The 15,457-nt window shown below is 54.5% G+C and carries 13 protein-coding genes; 7 read left to right on the top strand and 6 right to left on the bottom strand.

Annotated elements, in window-relative coordinates; genetic code table 11:
* The first annotated feature begins 51 nt into the window (after positions 1-51).
* Entirely contained in the window at positions 52-2,088 is a 2,037-nt protein-coding gene (locus PsAD5_RS24910) for a TRAP transporter permease (RefSeq protein ID WP_063294067.1), read from the top strand.
* An 80-nt stretch (positions 2,089-2,168) separates the two neighbouring features.
* The gene (locus PsAD5_RS24905; protein ID WP_446737489.1) at positions 2,169-2,681 is read left to right on the top strand and encodes a peroxiredoxin; all 513 of its coding nucleotides are present in this window, start codon (positions 2,169-2,171) and stop codon (positions 2,679-2,681) included.
* Positions 2,682-2,727: 46 nt separating this feature from the next.
* On the opposite strand, the gene PsAD5_RS24900 is transcribed toward PsAD5_RS24905, so the two are convergent.
* The gene (locus PsAD5_RS24900) at positions 2,728-3,447 is read right to left on the bottom strand and encodes a glutathione S-transferase family protein (protein WP_063294065.1); all 720 of its coding nucleotides are present in this window, start codon (positions 3,445-3,447) and stop codon (positions 2,728-2,730) included.
* Between the two features lie 115 nt (positions 3,448-3,562).
* Between PsAD5_RS24900 and PsAD5_RS24895 the strand changes: the two genes are divergently transcribed.
* The gene (locus tag PsAD5_RS24895; RefSeq protein ID WP_193778172.1) at positions 3,563-4,282 is read left to right on the top strand and encodes a helix-turn-helix transcriptional regulator; all 720 of its coding nucleotides are present in this window, start codon (positions 3,563-3,565) and stop codon (positions 4,280-4,282) included.
* Positions 4,283-4,301: 19 nt separating this feature from the next.
* On the opposite strand, the gene PsAD5_RS28905 is transcribed toward PsAD5_RS24895, so the two are convergent.
* The 5 genes from PsAD5_RS28905 to PsAD5_RS24870 form a co-directional block, all read right to left on the bottom strand.
* On the bottom strand, positions 4,302-4,448 hold the full coding sequence (locus PsAD5_RS28905; protein WP_446737492.1) for an HNH endonuclease signature motif containing protein: 147 nt from the start codon (positions 4,446-4,448) through the stop codon (positions 4,302-4,304).
* A gap of 282 nt (positions 4,449-4,730) precedes the next feature.
* The gene (locus PsAD5_RS24885; RefSeq protein ID WP_063294063.1) at positions 4,731-5,927 is read right to left on the bottom strand and encodes an efflux RND transporter periplasmic adaptor subunit; all 1,197 of its coding nucleotides are present in this window, start codon (positions 5,925-5,927) and stop codon (positions 4,731-4,733) included.
* A gap of 2 nt (positions 5,928-5,929) precedes the next feature.
* On the bottom strand, positions 5,930-8,302 hold the full coding sequence (locus PsAD5_RS24880; RefSeq protein ID WP_063294062.1) for an ABC transporter permease: 2,373 nt from the start codon (positions 8,300-8,302) through the stop codon (positions 5,930-5,932).
* A complete protein-coding gene (locus tag PsAD5_RS24875) occupies positions 8,296-9,003 on the bottom strand; it encodes an ABC transporter ATP-binding protein (RefSeq protein WP_063294061.1) in 708 nt (235 codons plus the stop codon). The genes PsAD5_RS24880 and PsAD5_RS24875 overlap by 7 nt, the downstream gene beginning before the upstream one ends.
* Before the next feature lie 99 nt (positions 9,004-9,102).
* Positions 9,103-10,128: a substrate-binding domain-containing protein gene (locus tag PsAD5_RS24870; protein ID WP_063294060.1), complete on the bottom strand. Its 1,026-nt coding sequence runs from the start codon at positions 10,126-10,128 to the stop codon at positions 9,103-9,105.
* A 469-nt stretch (positions 10,129-10,597) separates the two neighbouring features.
* Between PsAD5_RS24870 and PsAD5_RS24865 the strand changes: the two genes are divergently transcribed.
* From PsAD5_RS24865 to PsAD5_RS24850, 4 genes are all read left to right on the top strand, one after another.
* Complete coding sequence (locus PsAD5_RS24865) at positions 10,598-11,872, top strand: ABC transporter substrate-binding protein (RefSeq protein ID WP_063290113.1); 1,275 nt, start codon at positions 10,598-10,600, stop codon at positions 11,870-11,872.
* 116 nt (positions 11,873-11,988) lie between these two features.
* Positions 11,989-12,954, top strand: coding sequence for a carbohydrate ABC transporter permease (locus PsAD5_RS24860; protein WP_063294059.1), 966 nt, complete (start codon positions 11,989-11,991; stop codon positions 12,952-12,954).
* Entirely contained in the window at positions 12,951-13,778 is an 828-nt protein-coding gene (locus PsAD5_RS24855; protein WP_063294058.1) for a carbohydrate ABC transporter permease, read from the top strand. Before PsAD5_RS24860 ends, PsAD5_RS24855 begins: the two co-directional genes overlap by 4 nt.
* Positions 13,779-13,783: 5 nt before the next feature.
* Positions 13,784-15,448 (top strand): alpha-glucosidase family protein, encoded by a 1,665-nt coding sequence (locus tag PsAD5_RS24850; protein ID WP_063294057.1) that lies wholly within the window; start codon positions 13,784-13,786, stop codon positions 15,446-15,448.
* Positions 15,449-15,457: the final 9 nt, after the last annotated feature.

The following is a 15,457-nucleotide window of genomic DNA, read 5'->3' as shown; positions in this document are numbered from 1 at the left end:
TAGACATCTGCCGGGCGCTGCTGTTTTCAATCTCAACGAAACGCAGGGCTGATGTCTCAGGATACGACAGATCAATCCCTTGAGGATCTGGAACGGAAATACGATCCAGACCTTACATTCCGAGCGGCTGGTCCGGTGCTTGCTGTTGTTATAACAGCGGCACTTGTTGCCATGTCGCTCTATCATTATTACGCGTCCGGCTTCGGGCTTATTCGAGAGCTTGTCCATCGCGGCATTCACCTCTCGTTTGTGCTGGGGCTGGTGTTTGTTCTTTTCAGTTTCATCAAGAGCACGAGCAGCCAACCTGCACCTTCCACATGGTGGCGCCCGAGTGGAGTGCACCTGTGGGATATCGTGTTGGCGGTGATGGCTGTGGCCGCGGCAATGTATTTGCCACTGCTGCCAGCTGAGGCGGTTGCCTCCCGTGTTGGGGCTCCTGCGCCGATTGACGTGTTCATGGGCACCGTGTTGTTGGTGCTGGTGCTGGAAGCTGCGCGCCGGTCCGTCGGGCCAACGCTGCCGCTGATTGCACTAATCTTTGTTGGCTATGCGGTGTTCGGCATGTACGCACCGGGCGCTCTGCGGCATCCGGGGGCGAGCTGGACGGGGCTAATCAATCACCTTTACATGACGAACCAGGGCATTTACGGCATCGCTATTGGGGTGGTTGCCAAGTATGTGTTCCTGTTTGTTTTGTTTGGTGTTTTAGCCACGCGCATTGGCCTTGGGCAGTTGTTTATTGATCTGGCCTCTGTGATTGCCGGACGCTATGCAGGCGGGCCTGCGAAGGTTGCGATCTTCTCCTCTGCCATGCTGGGCACGATTTCCGGCAGTTCCATTGCTAACACGGTGACGACAGGGTCACTCACCATTCCCGCGATGAAGAAGGTTGGGTATCCGCCGCATTTCGCTGGGGCCGTTGAGGCGACGGCATCAACGGGTGGGCAGATTACGCCGCCGATTATGGGGGCTGCTGCCTTCATCATGGTGGAGTTTTTAGAGATCCCGTATCGTGAGGTGCTGCTTGCGGCGATGTTCCCGGCAATGCTGCATTACTTCGGCATCTTCGTGATGGTGCATCTGGAAGCCAAGCGACTTGGCTTGCGCGGTTTGACCAAGGATGAGCTGCCGAAAGCGTTGGTGGTGATGAAGCAGCACTGGCTCTCCGTCATTCCGCTGGGCATTCTGGTTTACCTGATCATCTCCGGTAAAACGCCTGATTTTGCTGCTGTGTGGGGGATTACCGCTTGTGTGGTTGTGGGTATTTTAAACCCGCATAACCGGATGGGTCTTAAAGACCTGATTGAATCGCTGGCGACTGGGGCCAAGTACTCGCTGGCTGTTGGGGCTGCTGCTGCGGCTGTTGGCATCATTGTTGGCGTGGTGACGCTGACGGGAACGGGCTTCCGGCTTTCGTTTGTGGTGACACAGGCGGCGTCTGATCTGGGCGGATTTATCGCGTCCGGTATGCTTGCTGAGTATGTGACGCAGAATGGGCTGACGCTGTTCTTCACGCTGCTGTTTACGGCAATTGCCTGCATCATCATGGGCGCGGGTATTCCAACAACGGCGACCTACATCATTCTGGTTTCCATTGCTGCACCTGCGCTTGCCTTGCTGGGCGTTCAGCCGCTGGTGGCGCACTTCTTCGTGTTCTACTACGGAGTACTGGCGGACATTACACCGCCTGTGGCGCTGGCTGCTTATGCAGGGGCGGGGATTGCGGGGGCGAACCCGTTCAAGACAGGTAACACGGCGTTCCGTCTTGGTATCGCAAAAGCATTGGTACCGTTTGTGTTCGTTTATTCTCCAGCACTGCTGTTGGTGACGCCGGAGTTCACCTGGTACGACCTGACCGTAACTCTGGCGGGTGCCATGTGTGGCATTGGTCTGCTGGGTGTGGCGTTCTCTGGTTACATGCTGGCTGGTCTGAACAAGTTGGAGCGGTATTGGACGGCCTTTGCGGCGATGTTCTTCGTCGCGCCGGGCTTGCAAACCATGGCAATCGGTGGAGTGTTGATGCTGCCTGTTGTGGTGCGGCAAGTGATGGCACGCAAGAACCAGCAGCTGATGACCCAAGATGCTTAGCGGCGATGTTTTATGAGTGAGATAGCCCCGCCGGATGAGTTAGTTCGGCGGGGTTTTTATTGGAGAAGGTTTGAGTGGTTGTGACTGACATTAAGAGTTTGCTTGGGCAGCAGCTTCCGGCGCTGAAACTGCGGACAACCAATGCTGAGATGATTGATTTGTCAGCGTTACAGGGCCGCACTGTTGTCTATGCCTATCCTAGAACGAGCCCTCCAAATGAAGGGCTAATTGAAGGGTGGGATCTCATTCCCGGAGCTCGTGGATGTACGCCTCAATCCTGTGCATTCCGGGATCACTTTGGTGAGTTAAAAGCGTTTGGGGCAAAAGCGGTGTTTGGGCTTTCTACTCAGTCGACAGCGTTTCAGGCTGAAGCTGCTGATCGTTTGCATCTGCCGTTTGCTTTGCTTTCTGATGAGGAACTGGAACTGACGAAGGCGATGGAGTTGCCGACTTTTGAGGCAGGAGGCATGGTTCTGCTGAAAAGGCTCACCATGATCATCAAGGATGGTGTGGTGGAACACGTTATGTATCCGGTGAGTGATCCGGCGAAGAATGCTGAGGGTGTGATTGCGTATTTGAAGCAGTCGCAGTGAATGTGACAAGCCCCCGCCGGACGCACCAATCCGGCGGGGGTGTTGATTAGGCGGCTTCGGTTGCCTCCTCCGGGTAGGCTTCTTTGATCCGGTTAGCGTAGGCGACAAGGTTGGGGAACTGCTCGACGGTCTTTCTCCAGCCGGAGAAGGGCAGGTTGGAGAGGGTGCAGAGGATTTGGGCGCCGATGGCGGCATCAGCAAAGCAGGGGCGGTCGCCGAGCAGAAATGGTTTGTCACCGAGTTGGGTGGAGATGGCTTGCAGGTCTGCACGGCCCAATGCGAGGCGTTCTTTCCATGTGTGCTGACCGTAGCCATGGTTGTTGACTTTGGCGATGACGCTTTTGCGAGATTCGTTTGCAAGAGAGCTGCGCATTTCTGGTGGCAAGATACCGAAGAATTGGTCTTCAATAATGGCGAAATTCTCATCTGGTAGCCAGCGGGTGCAGACGGTGACGAAGTACAATGAATGTTCTGCCATGCGCATGAAGGCGTGCCCAACAGCCAGTTCGGCTTCAGAATAACCTCCTGAAAAATCAGCGTTATAATTGACCACCAAATGCCGTCTGATGAACTCGGAATCGGCAATGAGCTCTTCGTTGTCCTTCATGACAGGCAGCTTGCCCTTTGGGGCGGTTTGCAGGGCTGCCGGGCCTTCCAGAACATCGTGGGAGAGGCCTGCCATGGCGAGCAGGATATCTACTTTCAGGCAAAACGGGCTTGCGCTGACGCCATCGAGTTTGGCGCTGAATTTGTGATGTGTGAGCATTTGCTTTCTCCGCTTGTGTTTCGTGGGGGATTGGTAGCAAGGTGCTCCTGACAGCATTGTGTCAGGAGTGTTTGGCGTTCCCAAAATTTCTGGCAGAAACTTTCCGGAGGATTACATGCGCAGGGCAGATCGGTTGCTGCAGGTCGTTCAGTTGTTGCGACGTCACCGTGGGCCGGTGACCGGTGATGCGATGGCGGAGGAGCTGGAAATCTCTGTTCGCACGCTTTACCGCGACATTGTCAGCCTGCAATCGACCGGAGTGCCGATCCGCGGGGAGGCGGGTGTCGGTTATGTGCTGGATGAGGGGTACGATCTGCCGCCGTTGATGTTCAACAGTGATGAGCTGGAAGCGGTGATGATGGGCCTGCGCCACGTTCAGGTGCGAGGGGATGAACAGCTTATTCGCACAGCCAGCGATGTGATTGCCAAGATTGCGGCGGTGCTGTCTCCCGAAGCGCGGGACGAGTTTATTGAAGCCCCGCTCTATGCGCCGGATTTTGGGGTGGAGCCGATTCCCACCGCACGGATTGAGCTGAAGGATGTGCGGCAGGCTATTCGCGGGCAGAACAAGTTGCGGCTGACTTATGAGGACGCGCAGGGTGAGATGAGCGAGCGCCTGATATGGCCGCTGAGCCTGACCTTCTTTGCACATTCTCGAATGATCGTGGCGTGGTGTGAGCTGCGCAAGGACTTCCGCGCCTTCCGGACAGACCGTGTGGCCCACATGGATGTGCTGGAAGACCGCTACCGCGAAAACCGCGTCACTCTGCGAGATCGCTGGTGGAAGATGGAACTGGCCCGGCGGGAGAGAGAGGCAGAGAAGGTCCGATTGTAAGTCGGATATCTTCTCGATTCTACTTGTTGCATTTGGAATGACGGCTCTTTTTAACTAAGCTATTGCCCTTACTCCTATTAATGCCAGAACTAAGTGCTTGTAGATTCCGTATGTTGTCATTACTGCCTCTGGACTTTGGTTTGATGTGGTCAACATCCCAGCCCATAGGGCTTGCTTTCCCATGACTGTTATAGTGAATAGTTTTGCCATAGGGGTCTTGGCGGTACTTACTTGGATTTTTACCTTTTATTTTTTTGGCCTTACTCCATACCTTAGATTTTGAAGTGCGATTCATTTTACCTGCTCACATGTAGTTAAAGTTATATTCTCATGTGGTTCTTTTATTTCGCTCGGCAATATTGAAATATTATCTAAGTATTTATCTCATGGTTGTAATCTTATTAATTGCGACTGTTGCGTCGAAGAGAATTCTTGAGATGTTCTTCCCTCACTCCGCCACCACTGCTGTGCCATGTGAGACCGTATCTCCTGGGAACTGGATCACGGTGTCGTTCTGGTTCAAACCAGTGCGGACTTCGGCCATGTCCTGGTTGAAGGCGCCGATGGTCAGGAGTTGGAGTTGGGCTTTGCCGTCGATGACTTTGAAGGTGGCCCAGTCGTTGCCTTCTCTGAAGAGGGCTGTCATGGGGATGCGCAGGACGTTTTTGCCGTGCCATGTTTCGATGGCGGCGCGCAGGTGGAAGCCGTGGCCGAGTTCCAGAGCCGGGGTGTCCAGATCCAAAATAGCGTTGATGCGTTGTTCTTCGATGCCGAGGGCTGAGACCTTGGTGAAGCCAGCAGGGTCAATGCGGCGAACCGTTGCTTTCAAGGTGTTGCCTCCCCAATCAACCAATGTTGCCTTTGCACCCTCTGTGATTTTGACTGCTTCCGTGGAAAGCAGGTCGACGACCACCTCGATATCTGCTGGGTCACCCAGTTCCATCAATAATGCGCCAGACTGGATGGTCTGCTCGCTTTCGACTGCCAGATTGAGGACGACGCCGTTGATGGGGGTGATCATGCGGACGGCCAGCTCTTCAGACCGTTCGGGGTCTTGGGCGATGTGAGGCTCTATCAAGCGGGCTTTGGCACTTTGCAGATCGCTGTTGCGCTGGGCGATCTGTGCTTCAGCGCTTTGCACCTTGGCGGCTTTCAAGGTGACGTCGATTTCCACGCGCTCCAGTTGGGCGTCAGAGATGGTTTTGGAGCGGTTGAGGCGTTGGGCGCGGATGAGCTCTGACTTGGCCAGTTTGTGCTCTGCCTTGGCGGAGGCGAGCTCAGCTTCTGCCAGTGTGATGGCGGCTTTAGCGGTTTCAACGCCTGCCAGTGCCTCTGCTTTGGTGCGGGCGTTCATGAACGGGGTCGTGAGCGGGTTGATAGTGGCAACGGTTGTTTCACCGCGAGATACTTTGTCGCCGACTTCCAGCAGAGAACGGTCCACCCGTCCGGCGATTGGGGCGGAGATTTTGTAGATCTCTTTGACGCGGGTTTTGCCGTCTTCCTCCACGGTGACAATCAGGTCGCCGCGAGTGACTTTGGCTGTTTCAACGGAGATTGGCTTTTCCCGCAAGGCCCAACCAATGAGGAGAAGAACGAGCAGGGCGACAGCAATATATGCGCCTCGTTTGACGTATTTACCGTTCATTCCTATTCCCTCGTTTTTAAGGTTTTGATGAGATCAAGTTTGCCCACACGGCGGCGCACGATAAGCGCACAGGCCAGTGCGGCTGTGAGAATGACAAAGCTGGCGATGGCGTAGGTGCTTGGCAGCACCACAAGTGGCACGCGGAAGAGATCACTGGCGAGGCCCTGTATCATGCCTGCTGCCATGCCATAGCCGATGAGCCAGCCCATGGGCTGTGCCAGCAGAACAATCATGGCCATCTCCACCAGAATGACATGGAAGACTTCCTGTTTGGAGAAGCCGATAACGCGGAGACTGGCCAGTTCGCGGCCCCGCTCTGACAGCTGAATGCGGGCGGCGTTGTAGACCACGCCGAAGGCCACGATGACGGCGATGGTGATGTAGGTCACCAGCATGGAGGTGAAGCTCTGGTCCATGAGCTCGCGGAACTTCTCGCGAGAGAGCATCTGCATGGCGATGCCGCCGAGGCCCGGAGTTTCTTTGACCGCATCGTAAAGGTCATCAAGCCGTGTACGGTCGATATTGATGGCCAGATCAGAGATGCGCGGGCCAGTGGGTACAAGGGCGTTCAGCGCGTCGATGTGCATGGAGGCGGAGATGCCCATGTAGCTGGTGACAGTGCCGGAGACACGGACCTGTCGCTCAACGGAGTTGTGCTTGGTGAGCTCTACGGTGAGCATCTCGCCCGGCTTTACACCCAGCTGGTTGGCGAGGTGAGTTGGCAGCATGAGACCGGTGCGGGGCATTTCAATAGCGCGCTCATCAAGGTCCAGAATGCGGGAGAGGTTGGCGTTGGTTGGGCGGCCTGTTATGGCAACGCGCTTTTCTTTGGGACCAAAGCGCAAGATGACAGGTTCTTGTCTGTAGGCTTCTGCGGTGAGAACGCCGGGCAGGCGCAGGATGTCATCGAGCACGCTGGGGGCTTTGTCATCTGCCAGTGTCAGGCGGGCATCTGCGGTTTCCGCTTTGTTGAAGGCCACATTGATCATGTGGTCCATGGAATTGGTCAGGAACAGCGCAGAGACGAGCAAGGCCAGCGAGAAGGAGACGCCAAGGCTGGTAAGCAGGCTGCGGACCGGATTGTGCATGAGATGGCGCAGGCCCATGGTGCTGAGCTGGGACAGGATGCGCACGCGCTTTGACTTGAGCGAGAGGAGGCTGCGGAAGCGTGGCGGCGCAGGTGGACGCATGGCGACTGCGGGTGGCAGGCGGGCGGCTTTCATGATGGAAGAGAGCGCACTGCCCAAAGCAGCGAGTAGCGAGATGGCGGCGGCGATGAGGTAGAGGTGCGGGCTTTCATCGAACACGAGGAATGGGAACGAGAAGTACTGCGCATACATCTGGGTCATCAACTTGCCCATGTAATTGCCAGCAATGGAACCGATTCCAACACCCAGAAGCGCAATGAAAGAGACGAGTTTGGCGTAGTGACCTGCGACGGACCATGAGGAATAACCGCAGGCTTTCAGGAGGCCGATCTGCTCCCGCTCCAGAGCGATCAGGCGGGACAGGATCATGTTGACGAGGAAAGCGGAGACCAGCAGGAATATGGGGGGCAGTACTTTTGCCATGGCGGAAAGCTGGGTGAGCTCCGCATCCAGAAAGGCATGGGATTGCTGGTCTTTGCGTTTATACGCGCCGGTGCCGCCGTATGGTTTGAGCAGGCGGTCGAGTTGTTCCAGCACACAAGGTGTGCAGGCGCCCCTGAGCAGCCTCAGGGAGATGTCGTTGGCCGCGTTCTTCATGTCGAACAGGCCTTCCATGGCGGATTGAGCCATGAAGAAGACTGCAAAGCGGCGGTCGTCGGGGACCAGATCTCCGGGGCCGAGGGCGTAGATGAACTCAGGCGAGAGGATGATGCCGGTTATTTCGAGGTTGAGCTTCTTACCGTTCAAGATTGCGCTAAAAGTGTCGCCGGGGTTGAGGCCATGTGCTTTGGCGAAGCGAGAATCCAGAGCGACCTGATTGGTGCGAGAGCCCTCCGGCAAGCGGCCTGCGCGTAAGTAGAGGCGGTTGACGGCGGGCTTTCTGCCTGAGGGCAAGGAAAGCGCGATGCCAGCGGCGGGTTCTGCCATCTGCGGAATGTCGAGGATGGCGGAGCGGACGATGCGCATTTCGACAGCTGCTACGCCATCAATGGCTGCGATGCGGTCTTTCAGGTGATCAGGTGCACGGACGGCCTGTGCGAAGATGTGGCCGAAGCGGTACTGATCGTAATAGGTTTCCTGTGTCTGGCTGAGAGAGCGGTAGGCGCCTTGTGCGAGAATCAGCGTCATCACTCCGCACGCCATGACCAAAGCAATCGCGAGCACTTGCGCCCACAGGCGTTTCAAGTCGCGGATGACTTTTCGGTCAAGGACGGGCAAAGCTACCATGCAACCTCCGAAGGCTGCATGGGTGTTTCGTTCTCGTGGGTGCTCTCAATGGCACCGTCTTTGAAGACATAAACACGGTTCGCCATTTGTTGAATGGCTGTGTTGTGCGTGATGATTGCGGTGGTCGTGCCAAGTTCCAGATTGATGCGCTGTAAGGCTTCCAGAACCAGTGTGCCGGTTTTGGTGTCGAGCGCGCCAGTGGGTTCATCGCAAAGCAGAACCTCCGGTCTTTTGGCGATGGCGCGGGCGATAGCGACGCGCTGCTGTTCGCCGCCGGACATCTCTGCCGGGAAGTGGGAGGAGCGTTTGCCGAGGCCGACCAGTTCCAGGGCTTCCTGCGGGTCCATTGGGTTCTTGGCGATCTCTGTTGTCAGAGCCACGTTTTCCCATGCGTTGAGGCTGGGAATGAGGTTGTAGAACTGGAAGACGAAGCCGACGTAATCGCGCCGATAGCGGGTCAGTTCGCTTTCGCTGAAGTCGGTCAGGTTCTTGCCCATGAACGAGACCGTGCCGGAGGTGGCATTGTCTAACCCGCCGAGAATGTTCAGGAATGTGGATTTGCCGGAGCCGGATGGTCCAAGCAGCACAACCATTTCACCTTCAAAGAGTGTCATGGAGACACCGCGAAGTGCGTGCACCTCAACCTCGTTGGTGACATAGGTTTTAGTCGTGTTTTCAGCGATAAATACTGGCGTTGGCATAGGGGCCCCAACCTGAATGTGCAGCTACGTTACACTATAGCCTCAGACTCAAGTTGTATGGCAATGATCCCACTCAAGGAACTGAGTAAATTCCCTAGGCTAGATGTCAGTGCGTGGCGGTGCGCCTACAGATTTGCGGAAAATAAGTTCCGGGTGCCACAGGCATTGCAGCTCTTTGATGTCTGTGCCCTTGAGGTAGTTCATGGCCATAATTGCGATCTCCCGGCCTGCGTCGCGCAGTGGAGAGCGGGTGACGGTCAGTGGCGGGTTCATGTCAGATGCTTGTGCGAGGGGCACGTTGTCATCGTGGGCGACGATGGAGACTTCAGAACCGATCTTGATGCCGAGTTCGTTACAGGCTCTGTACGCGCCTTTTGCCATGACCACACTTGAGCAGAGCAGGGCAGTCGGGCGGTTTTTGAGCTTCAAGATCTCCATGGCGAAGGTGTAGCCGTTTTCCTCTGACATAGCGCCTGCACGCATATAATTCGGGTTCGGCGTGACGCCTCTTTCCTTCAACGCATCCTGCCAGCCGTTAAGCCGGTCAATGGCGTAGACACGGTTTGGATGGCCGTTGAGGATAGCGATCTTGTCGTGACCCATTTCCAGCAGCATCTTTGTGGGCTCGTGGAAGACGCCGTAGTTGTCGATGTCGATGTACGAGTAGCTATCACAGGTGGCAGTGCGGCCATGCACGATGAATGGCATGTTGAGGTCTTGCAGAAGACGGATGCGTTCTTCACTCAGATCCACGTTGGACAGGATTACCAGATCAACTGTGCCTTTTTCCGCAAAGCGGCGGTAGACGTCCACTTCTTCACTCTGCGAGGAGGAGATCATGATGTCGTAGTCAAGCTCGGATGCCTTCTCTGAAAGACCTGTCAGAAACTCGATGAAATGCGGGTCGAGAAACATGTTCATGTCAGTGGGGAAGGCGATGCCGATCACGCAGGAGCGTCCGGTTGCCAGACGGCGTGCGTTGACATTGGGACGATAGCCATAGGTCTTTGCTGCCTCCGAAACCCGGTTTCGGGTGGCGAGAGACACGTCAGAATACCCGTTCAGAGCTCTGCTGACTGTGGTTTGTGAAAGACCGAGGTGATTGGCTAAACTCTTAAGATTCATAATAATTCAATGGCTCAAACTTGCTGTGCGCCTTGTTTATAGCCCCTTTTTCTCCCGCATGCTTGGATGAAATCTAGCCCAGAAGTCTGCCTAAAATCCAGTAGGACCTTTGTCTTTTCCAAAGCGCTTTGGAAACGGTAACGGAGACAGTGGAAAACTGATATTTTTCAGAGATGCAGTAAAATACCACATATGGTGGGCTCTAAACTTAGGAGAATTCAGCTATTTTGTGGGTGCTGCGTTGCAAAATATGACGCCAGATGGACAGCCTCACAAAAGTTCCTACGGATTTTTACTATTGACTTAGACCGGTGACTAAACTTTGCTTGTCTCAAAGCGCTTTGGGAATCTTTTGAAAGATGACCAGTGTTTGGGGAGCCCTTCGCTCTGGAGGGGTAATTAATGGCCGGACAACGATTGGGAATTCGTTGAATCAAGGGCCATGGACGAAACAGGGAGGCGTCCCATTATGGGTATCCGTCGTACATTATTAGGTTCTGCTGTTGCTGTTGCTGGTATGGCTGGCGTTGCGGGTTATGCAATGGCTGCTGAAGTTACCGTTGTTTGTGGTAGCGTTGGTCAGGGTGCTAAGCTCTGTAAAGGTGCTGCAACCGAGTGGGCCAAAGAAACTGGCAACACCGTTAAGTTTTTCGCTGCACCTGCATCATCTACCGAGCAGCTGGCGCTGTACCAGCAGATCCTGAGCTCTGGTTCTTCTGATATTGATGTTTTCCAGATTGACGTTATCTGGCCGGGTATTCTGGGAAGCCACCTTGCTGATCTGAAGCCATATTCCAATGGCGCAGAAGACATGCACTTCCAGCCAATCGTTGCGAACAACACCTACAAGGGCAAGCTGGTTGCTATGCCTTGGTACACTGATGCTGGCCTGCTGTTCTACCGCAAAGACCTGCTCGAAAAGCATGGTGAAAAAGCTCCTGAAACCTGGGGTGATCTGACCGCGAGTGCGAAGAAGATCCAGGATGCAGAACGTGCTGCTGGCAACAATAAAATGTGGGGCTTTGTTTATCAGGCTAAGGCTTATGAAGGTCTGACCTGTGACGCTCTTGAGTGGGTCGACAGCTTCGGCGGCGGCGATGTTGTGAACGCTGATGGTGATATCACCATCAACAACGAAAAAGCTGTAAAAGCTCTGTCCCTTGCAGCAAGCTGGACCGGTACAATTGCACCTTCCGGTGTTCTTTCCTATCAGGAAGAAGATGCACGCGGTGTGTTCCAGTCCGGTAATGCAGTGTTCATGCGGAACTGGCCTTATGCATGGTCTCTCGGTCAGGCTGACGATTCTCCGATCAAAGGCAAAATCGGTGTGATGGCTCTGCCTAAGGGTGGTGAAGACGGAAAGCAGACTGGTACTCTTGGTGGCTGGCAGCTTGCTGTTTCCAAATACTCCAAAGACCCAGAAGCAGCTGCAAGCCTTGTAATGCACCTGACCAGCAAGAAGAGCCAGAAACAGCGCGCTATCGAAGGGTCTTACAACCCAACCATTGCTGAGCTGTACTCTGATGCGGATGTTCTTGCAGCAAGCCCGTTCATGGGTCAGTTGAAAGATACCTTCACCAATGCTGTGGCACGTCCATCCCGTGCAACTGGCTCTAACTACAACAAAGTTTCCAATGCATTTTACAATGCAGTGCATGACGTGCTTTCCGGTAAAACCGAAGCAGAGGCATCCCTTGCGAAGCTTGAAAAGAACCTGAAACGCATCAAGCGTAAAGGCTGGTAAGTCTCCTCCCTAGACTTGCGATCTGTGTTGCGGCCTCCCGATGGCCGCAACACTGAACCGAGCTCCTGGGTGGTTCCTTGGAGTTTCCCTGAAATAAAGAAACCAAGGATCAGAGGATGACCCTTGCTCTTCAGCAGGATGGTACAGCCACTCGTAAGGCAAAACGCTCCAATCTGAGCTCTGCCAGATTGCGCGCCGCGTGGCTTTTTCTCGCCCCCATGATGATTGCATTGGCCGCTGTTGCAGGCTGGCCGTTGCTTCGCACCATCTGGTTGGGTTTTACCGACGCAAACCTCACAGATCTCAGCCAATCTCAATTCATCGGCTTTGAGAACTATCTCTCGTATTATGACGGAGAGGCTTATGGCGTTCTCGTTGATGCCGAGTGGTGGAATGCGGTTTGGAATACTCTCTGGTTCTCTGTCATCTCTGTTGGTTTTGAAACTCTGTTCGGGCTTCTCATTGCGTTGATCCTGAATGCGGAGTTCAAAGGACGCGGCCTTGTGCGTGCTGCGGTTCTGATCCCCTGGGCGATCCCGACCATTGTTTCCGCCAAGATGTGGGGCTGGATGCTTCACGACCAGTTTGGTGTGATCAACGAAATTCTGCTGAGTGTCGGCATTCTGTCTGAGCCGATTGCCTGGACGGCTGATCCTTCCACCGCGATGTGGGCTGTGATCATGGTGGATGTCTGGAAGACAACACCGTTCATGGCACTGCTGACCCTTGCTGCCCTTCAGATGCTTCCGGGTGATATCTATGAGGCTGCCCGCGTGGACGGCATCAACCCGATCCGCGTGTTCTTCAAGGTGACGTTGCCGCTGATCCGTCCGGCAATCATTGTTGCGGTGATTTTCCGCAGTCTTGATGCGCTGCGTGTGTTCGATCTGATTTACGTGCTGACGTCCAGCTCTACGTCGACCATGTCCATGTCAGTCTATGCAAGGCAGCAGCTGGTGGATTTCCAGGAAGTTGGCTACGGCTCTGCCGCTGCAACGCTGCTGTTCATTGTGATTGCCTTGTTGACGACCATTACTGTGGTGGCTGGCGGATTGAAATCTGGTGAAGGAGAACAGTCATGAACAGACAGATGAAGTCTATTCTGTTTTACTCGCTGGTTGTTGTGGTCGTGATTTTCTCGGTCTTCCCGTTCTATTACGCGATTGTCACGAGTTTCCGTAGTGGGCAGGAGCTGTTCAATCCGTCCGTATTCCCAACATCCTTCACGATGGGAAACTATTTCTCCATCTTCAAAGAGCAGCCGTTTGGCCTCAATATTCTGAACTCAGTGATTGTTGCGACATCTGTTGTGGTCCTGTCGCTGATTATTGCAGTGACAGCGTCTTATGCGCTGGCTCGTATCCACTTCCGGGGCCGTGGTCTGTTGTTGATGACGATCCTGTCTGTCTCCATGTTCCCGCAGGTGGCGATCCTCTCCGGCATGTATGAGTTGATCCGCTCCATGGGACTTTACAACTCTCTGCCGGGTTTGATTATCCCGAACACGGTGTTGACCCTGCCGTTTACTGTGTGGGTGCTAACCACCTTTATGAAGGAGCTGCCGAAGGAGCTTGAAGAGGCTGCGGTTGTTGACGGAGCTTCTCCGCTGACCATTGTGCGCCGGATCTTCCTGCCGCTGATGTGGCCAGCGATGGTGACCACTGGTCTGCTTGCCTTCATCGGTGCGTGGAACGAGTTCCTGTTCGCGCTCACCTTTACTCTATCCAACGAAGTTCGCACCGTGCCAGTGGCGATTGCCCTGATGTCCGGTGCAACTGAATACGAGCTGCCATGGGGCAATATCATGGCTGCTTCTGTACTAGTGACCGTCCCGATCGTGGTCCTAGTCCTGGTGTTTCAACGAAAAATCGTCGCTGGTCTTACAGCTGGTGCGGTTAAAGGATAACTGGAATGAACCTCTCTACCCCAATAAACGAAAATACAAGCCATCGCGTTCTGGCGAACGATCCGGATTGGTGGCGGGGCGCAGTCATTTATCAAATCTATCCGCGGTCTTTCGCAGATAGCAATGGCGACGGCATTGGTGACCTTCCAGGTATTACAGAGAAGCTGGACTACATCTCCGACCTTGGTGCTGATGCGATCTGGATCTCGCCTTTCATGAAGTCGCCGATGGATGACTTTGGATACGACGTTTCTGATTATGAAGACGTTGATCCGATGTTTGGCTCTCTGGATGATTTCAAAGAGCTGGTAGCTAAAGCGCATGGCAAGGGCATTCGTGTTCTGATCGATCTGGTGATTTCGCACACCTCTGAGCAACATGAGTGGTTTAAGGAAAGCCGGAGCAATAAGACCAACAGCAAGTCTGACTGGTATGTCTGGGCAGACCCGAAGGCTGATGGTTCTCCGCCAAACAACTGGCTCTCTATCTTTGGTGGTTCTGCCTGGCAGTGGGACAGCCGCCGTTGTCAGTACTACCTGCATAACTTCCTGCGTTCTCAGCCTGATCTGAATTTCCATTGCGAGGAAGTGCAACAGGCCGTGCTTGATGCAGGTCGGTTCTGGCTGGAGCTGGGTGTTGACGGGTTCCGTCTGGATACCGTGAACTTTTACGTTCACGACAAGCAGCTGCGTGACAACTCGCCATATCCCGATCCGGATAGCCTTGCGGATGTGACCGGTGTGAACCCTTATGCGTTCCAGGATCACAAGTTTGACAAATCGCAGCCAGAAAACCTGCCGTTCCTTGAGCGCTTACGGGCTGTGATGAACGAGTATCCGAACACCACCACAGTTGGTGAAATTGGTGCAGGGCATGAAGCCAGTGAGATCATGAAGCAGTACACCTCTGGCGAGGGGCGCCTGCACATGGCGTACAGCTTTGATCTGCTTTCCAACACGCCAACTGCAACCTATGTGCGTGAGCGGGTGACCAACCTGCAGAACATTGTGACTGAGGGCTGGCCGAGCTGGGCGATGTCCAACCACGATGTGAAGCGTATGGGATCAAGGCTTCCTGCTGATGTTGATCCTCAGGTGGCTACACCAGCTTTGATGGCGCTAAGCGCCTCCTTGCGTGGTAGCCCATGCATTTATCAGGGTGAGGAACTGGGCTTTAAAGAAGCTGATGTGGCTCTGGAAGACCTTCAAGATCCTTATGGCATTGAGTTCTGGCCTGAGTACAAAGGTCGTGACGGGTGCCGTACGCCGATTGCTTGGACCAAGGACGGTGGCTTTACCACTGGCAAGCCATGGCTGCCGATGGCGCAAGACCATCTGGATCACAGTGCGGAAGTTCAGGCTGGAGATGAGGCTTCTCCACTTCGCAGGACAGCGAAATACCTGCAGTGGCGTAAGGACCAGAAGGTTCTGCAAAAGGGGTCTTTGGACTTTGCTGATCTGGGAGAGGATGTTCTGGCGTTTGTGCGTGAGCATGAAGGCGAACAAGTGCTTTGCGTCTTCAACCTGACAAATGATGATATGCGTGTTGCTCTGGGAGCGTACAGCTCTGCTGCGTTGCTGGAGGGGCATGGATTTAGTGCGGAAATGGACGGCGAGGCACTCAACCTGCCTGCATGGCAAGTGGCTTACTTGCAAATCTCAAAGAACTAAGCTGAGGGC

The sequence above is a fragment of the Pseudovibrio sp. Ad5 genome (assembly GCF_001623095.1).
Lineage (GTDB): Bacteria > Pseudomonadota > Alphaproteobacteria > Rhizobiales > Stappiaceae > Pseudovibrio.
The sequence above is the reverse complement of the archived record's forward strand: the minus strand, read 5'-3'. Positions and strand labels throughout refer to the sequence as shown.

What these genes read in the sequence shown, in the direction of transcription:
- PsAD5_RS28905 (WP_446737492.1), bottom strand. Translation starts at nt 4,448, where the DNA reads ATGGGCTGGGATGTTGACCACATCAAACCAAAGTCCAGAGGCAGTAAT.
- PsAD5_RS24855 (WP_063294058.1), top strand. Translation starts at nt 12,951, where the DNA reads ATGAACAGACAGATGAAGTCTATTCTGTTTTACTCGCTGGTTGTTGTG.
- PsAD5_RS24865 (WP_063290113.1), top strand. Translation starts at nt 10,598, where the DNA reads ATGGGTATCCGTCGTACATTATTAGGTTCTGCTGTTGCTGTTGCTGGT.
- PsAD5_RS24870 (WP_063294060.1), bottom strand. Translation starts at nt 10,128, where the DNA reads ATGAATCTTAAGAGTTTAGCCAATCACCTCGGTCTTTCACAAACCACA.
- PsAD5_RS24850 (WP_063294057.1), top strand. Translation starts at nt 13,784, where the DNA reads ATGAACCTCTCTACCCCAATAAACGAAAATACAAGCCATCGCGTTCTG.
- PsAD5_RS24900 (WP_063294065.1), bottom strand. Translation starts at nt 3,447, where the DNA reads ATGCTCACACATCACAAATTCAGCGCCAAACTCGATGGCGTCAGCGCA.
- PsAD5_RS24895 (WP_193778172.1), top strand. Translation starts at nt 3,563, where the DNA reads ATGCGCAGGGCAGATCGGTTGCTGCAGGTCGTTCAGTTGTTGCGACGT.
- PsAD5_RS24880 (WP_063294062.1), bottom strand. Translation starts at nt 8,302, where the DNA reads ATGGTAGCTTTGCCCGTCCTTGACCGAAAAGTCATCCGCGACTTGAAA.
- PsAD5_RS24860 (WP_063294059.1), top strand. Translation starts at nt 11,989, where the DNA reads ATGACCCTTGCTCTTCAGCAGGATGGTACAGCCACTCGTAAGGCAAAA.
- PsAD5_RS24910 (WP_063294067.1), top strand. Translation starts at nt 52, where the DNA reads ATGTCTCAGGATACGACAGATCAATCCCTTGAGGATCTGGAACGGAAA.
- PsAD5_RS24875 (WP_063294061.1), bottom strand. Translation starts at nt 9,003, where the DNA reads ATGCCAACGCCAGTATTTATCGCTGAAAACACGACTAAAACCTATGTC.
- PsAD5_RS24885 (WP_063294063.1), bottom strand. Translation starts at nt 5,927, where the DNA reads ATGAACGGTAAATACGTCAAACGAGGCGCATATATTGCTGTCGCCCTG.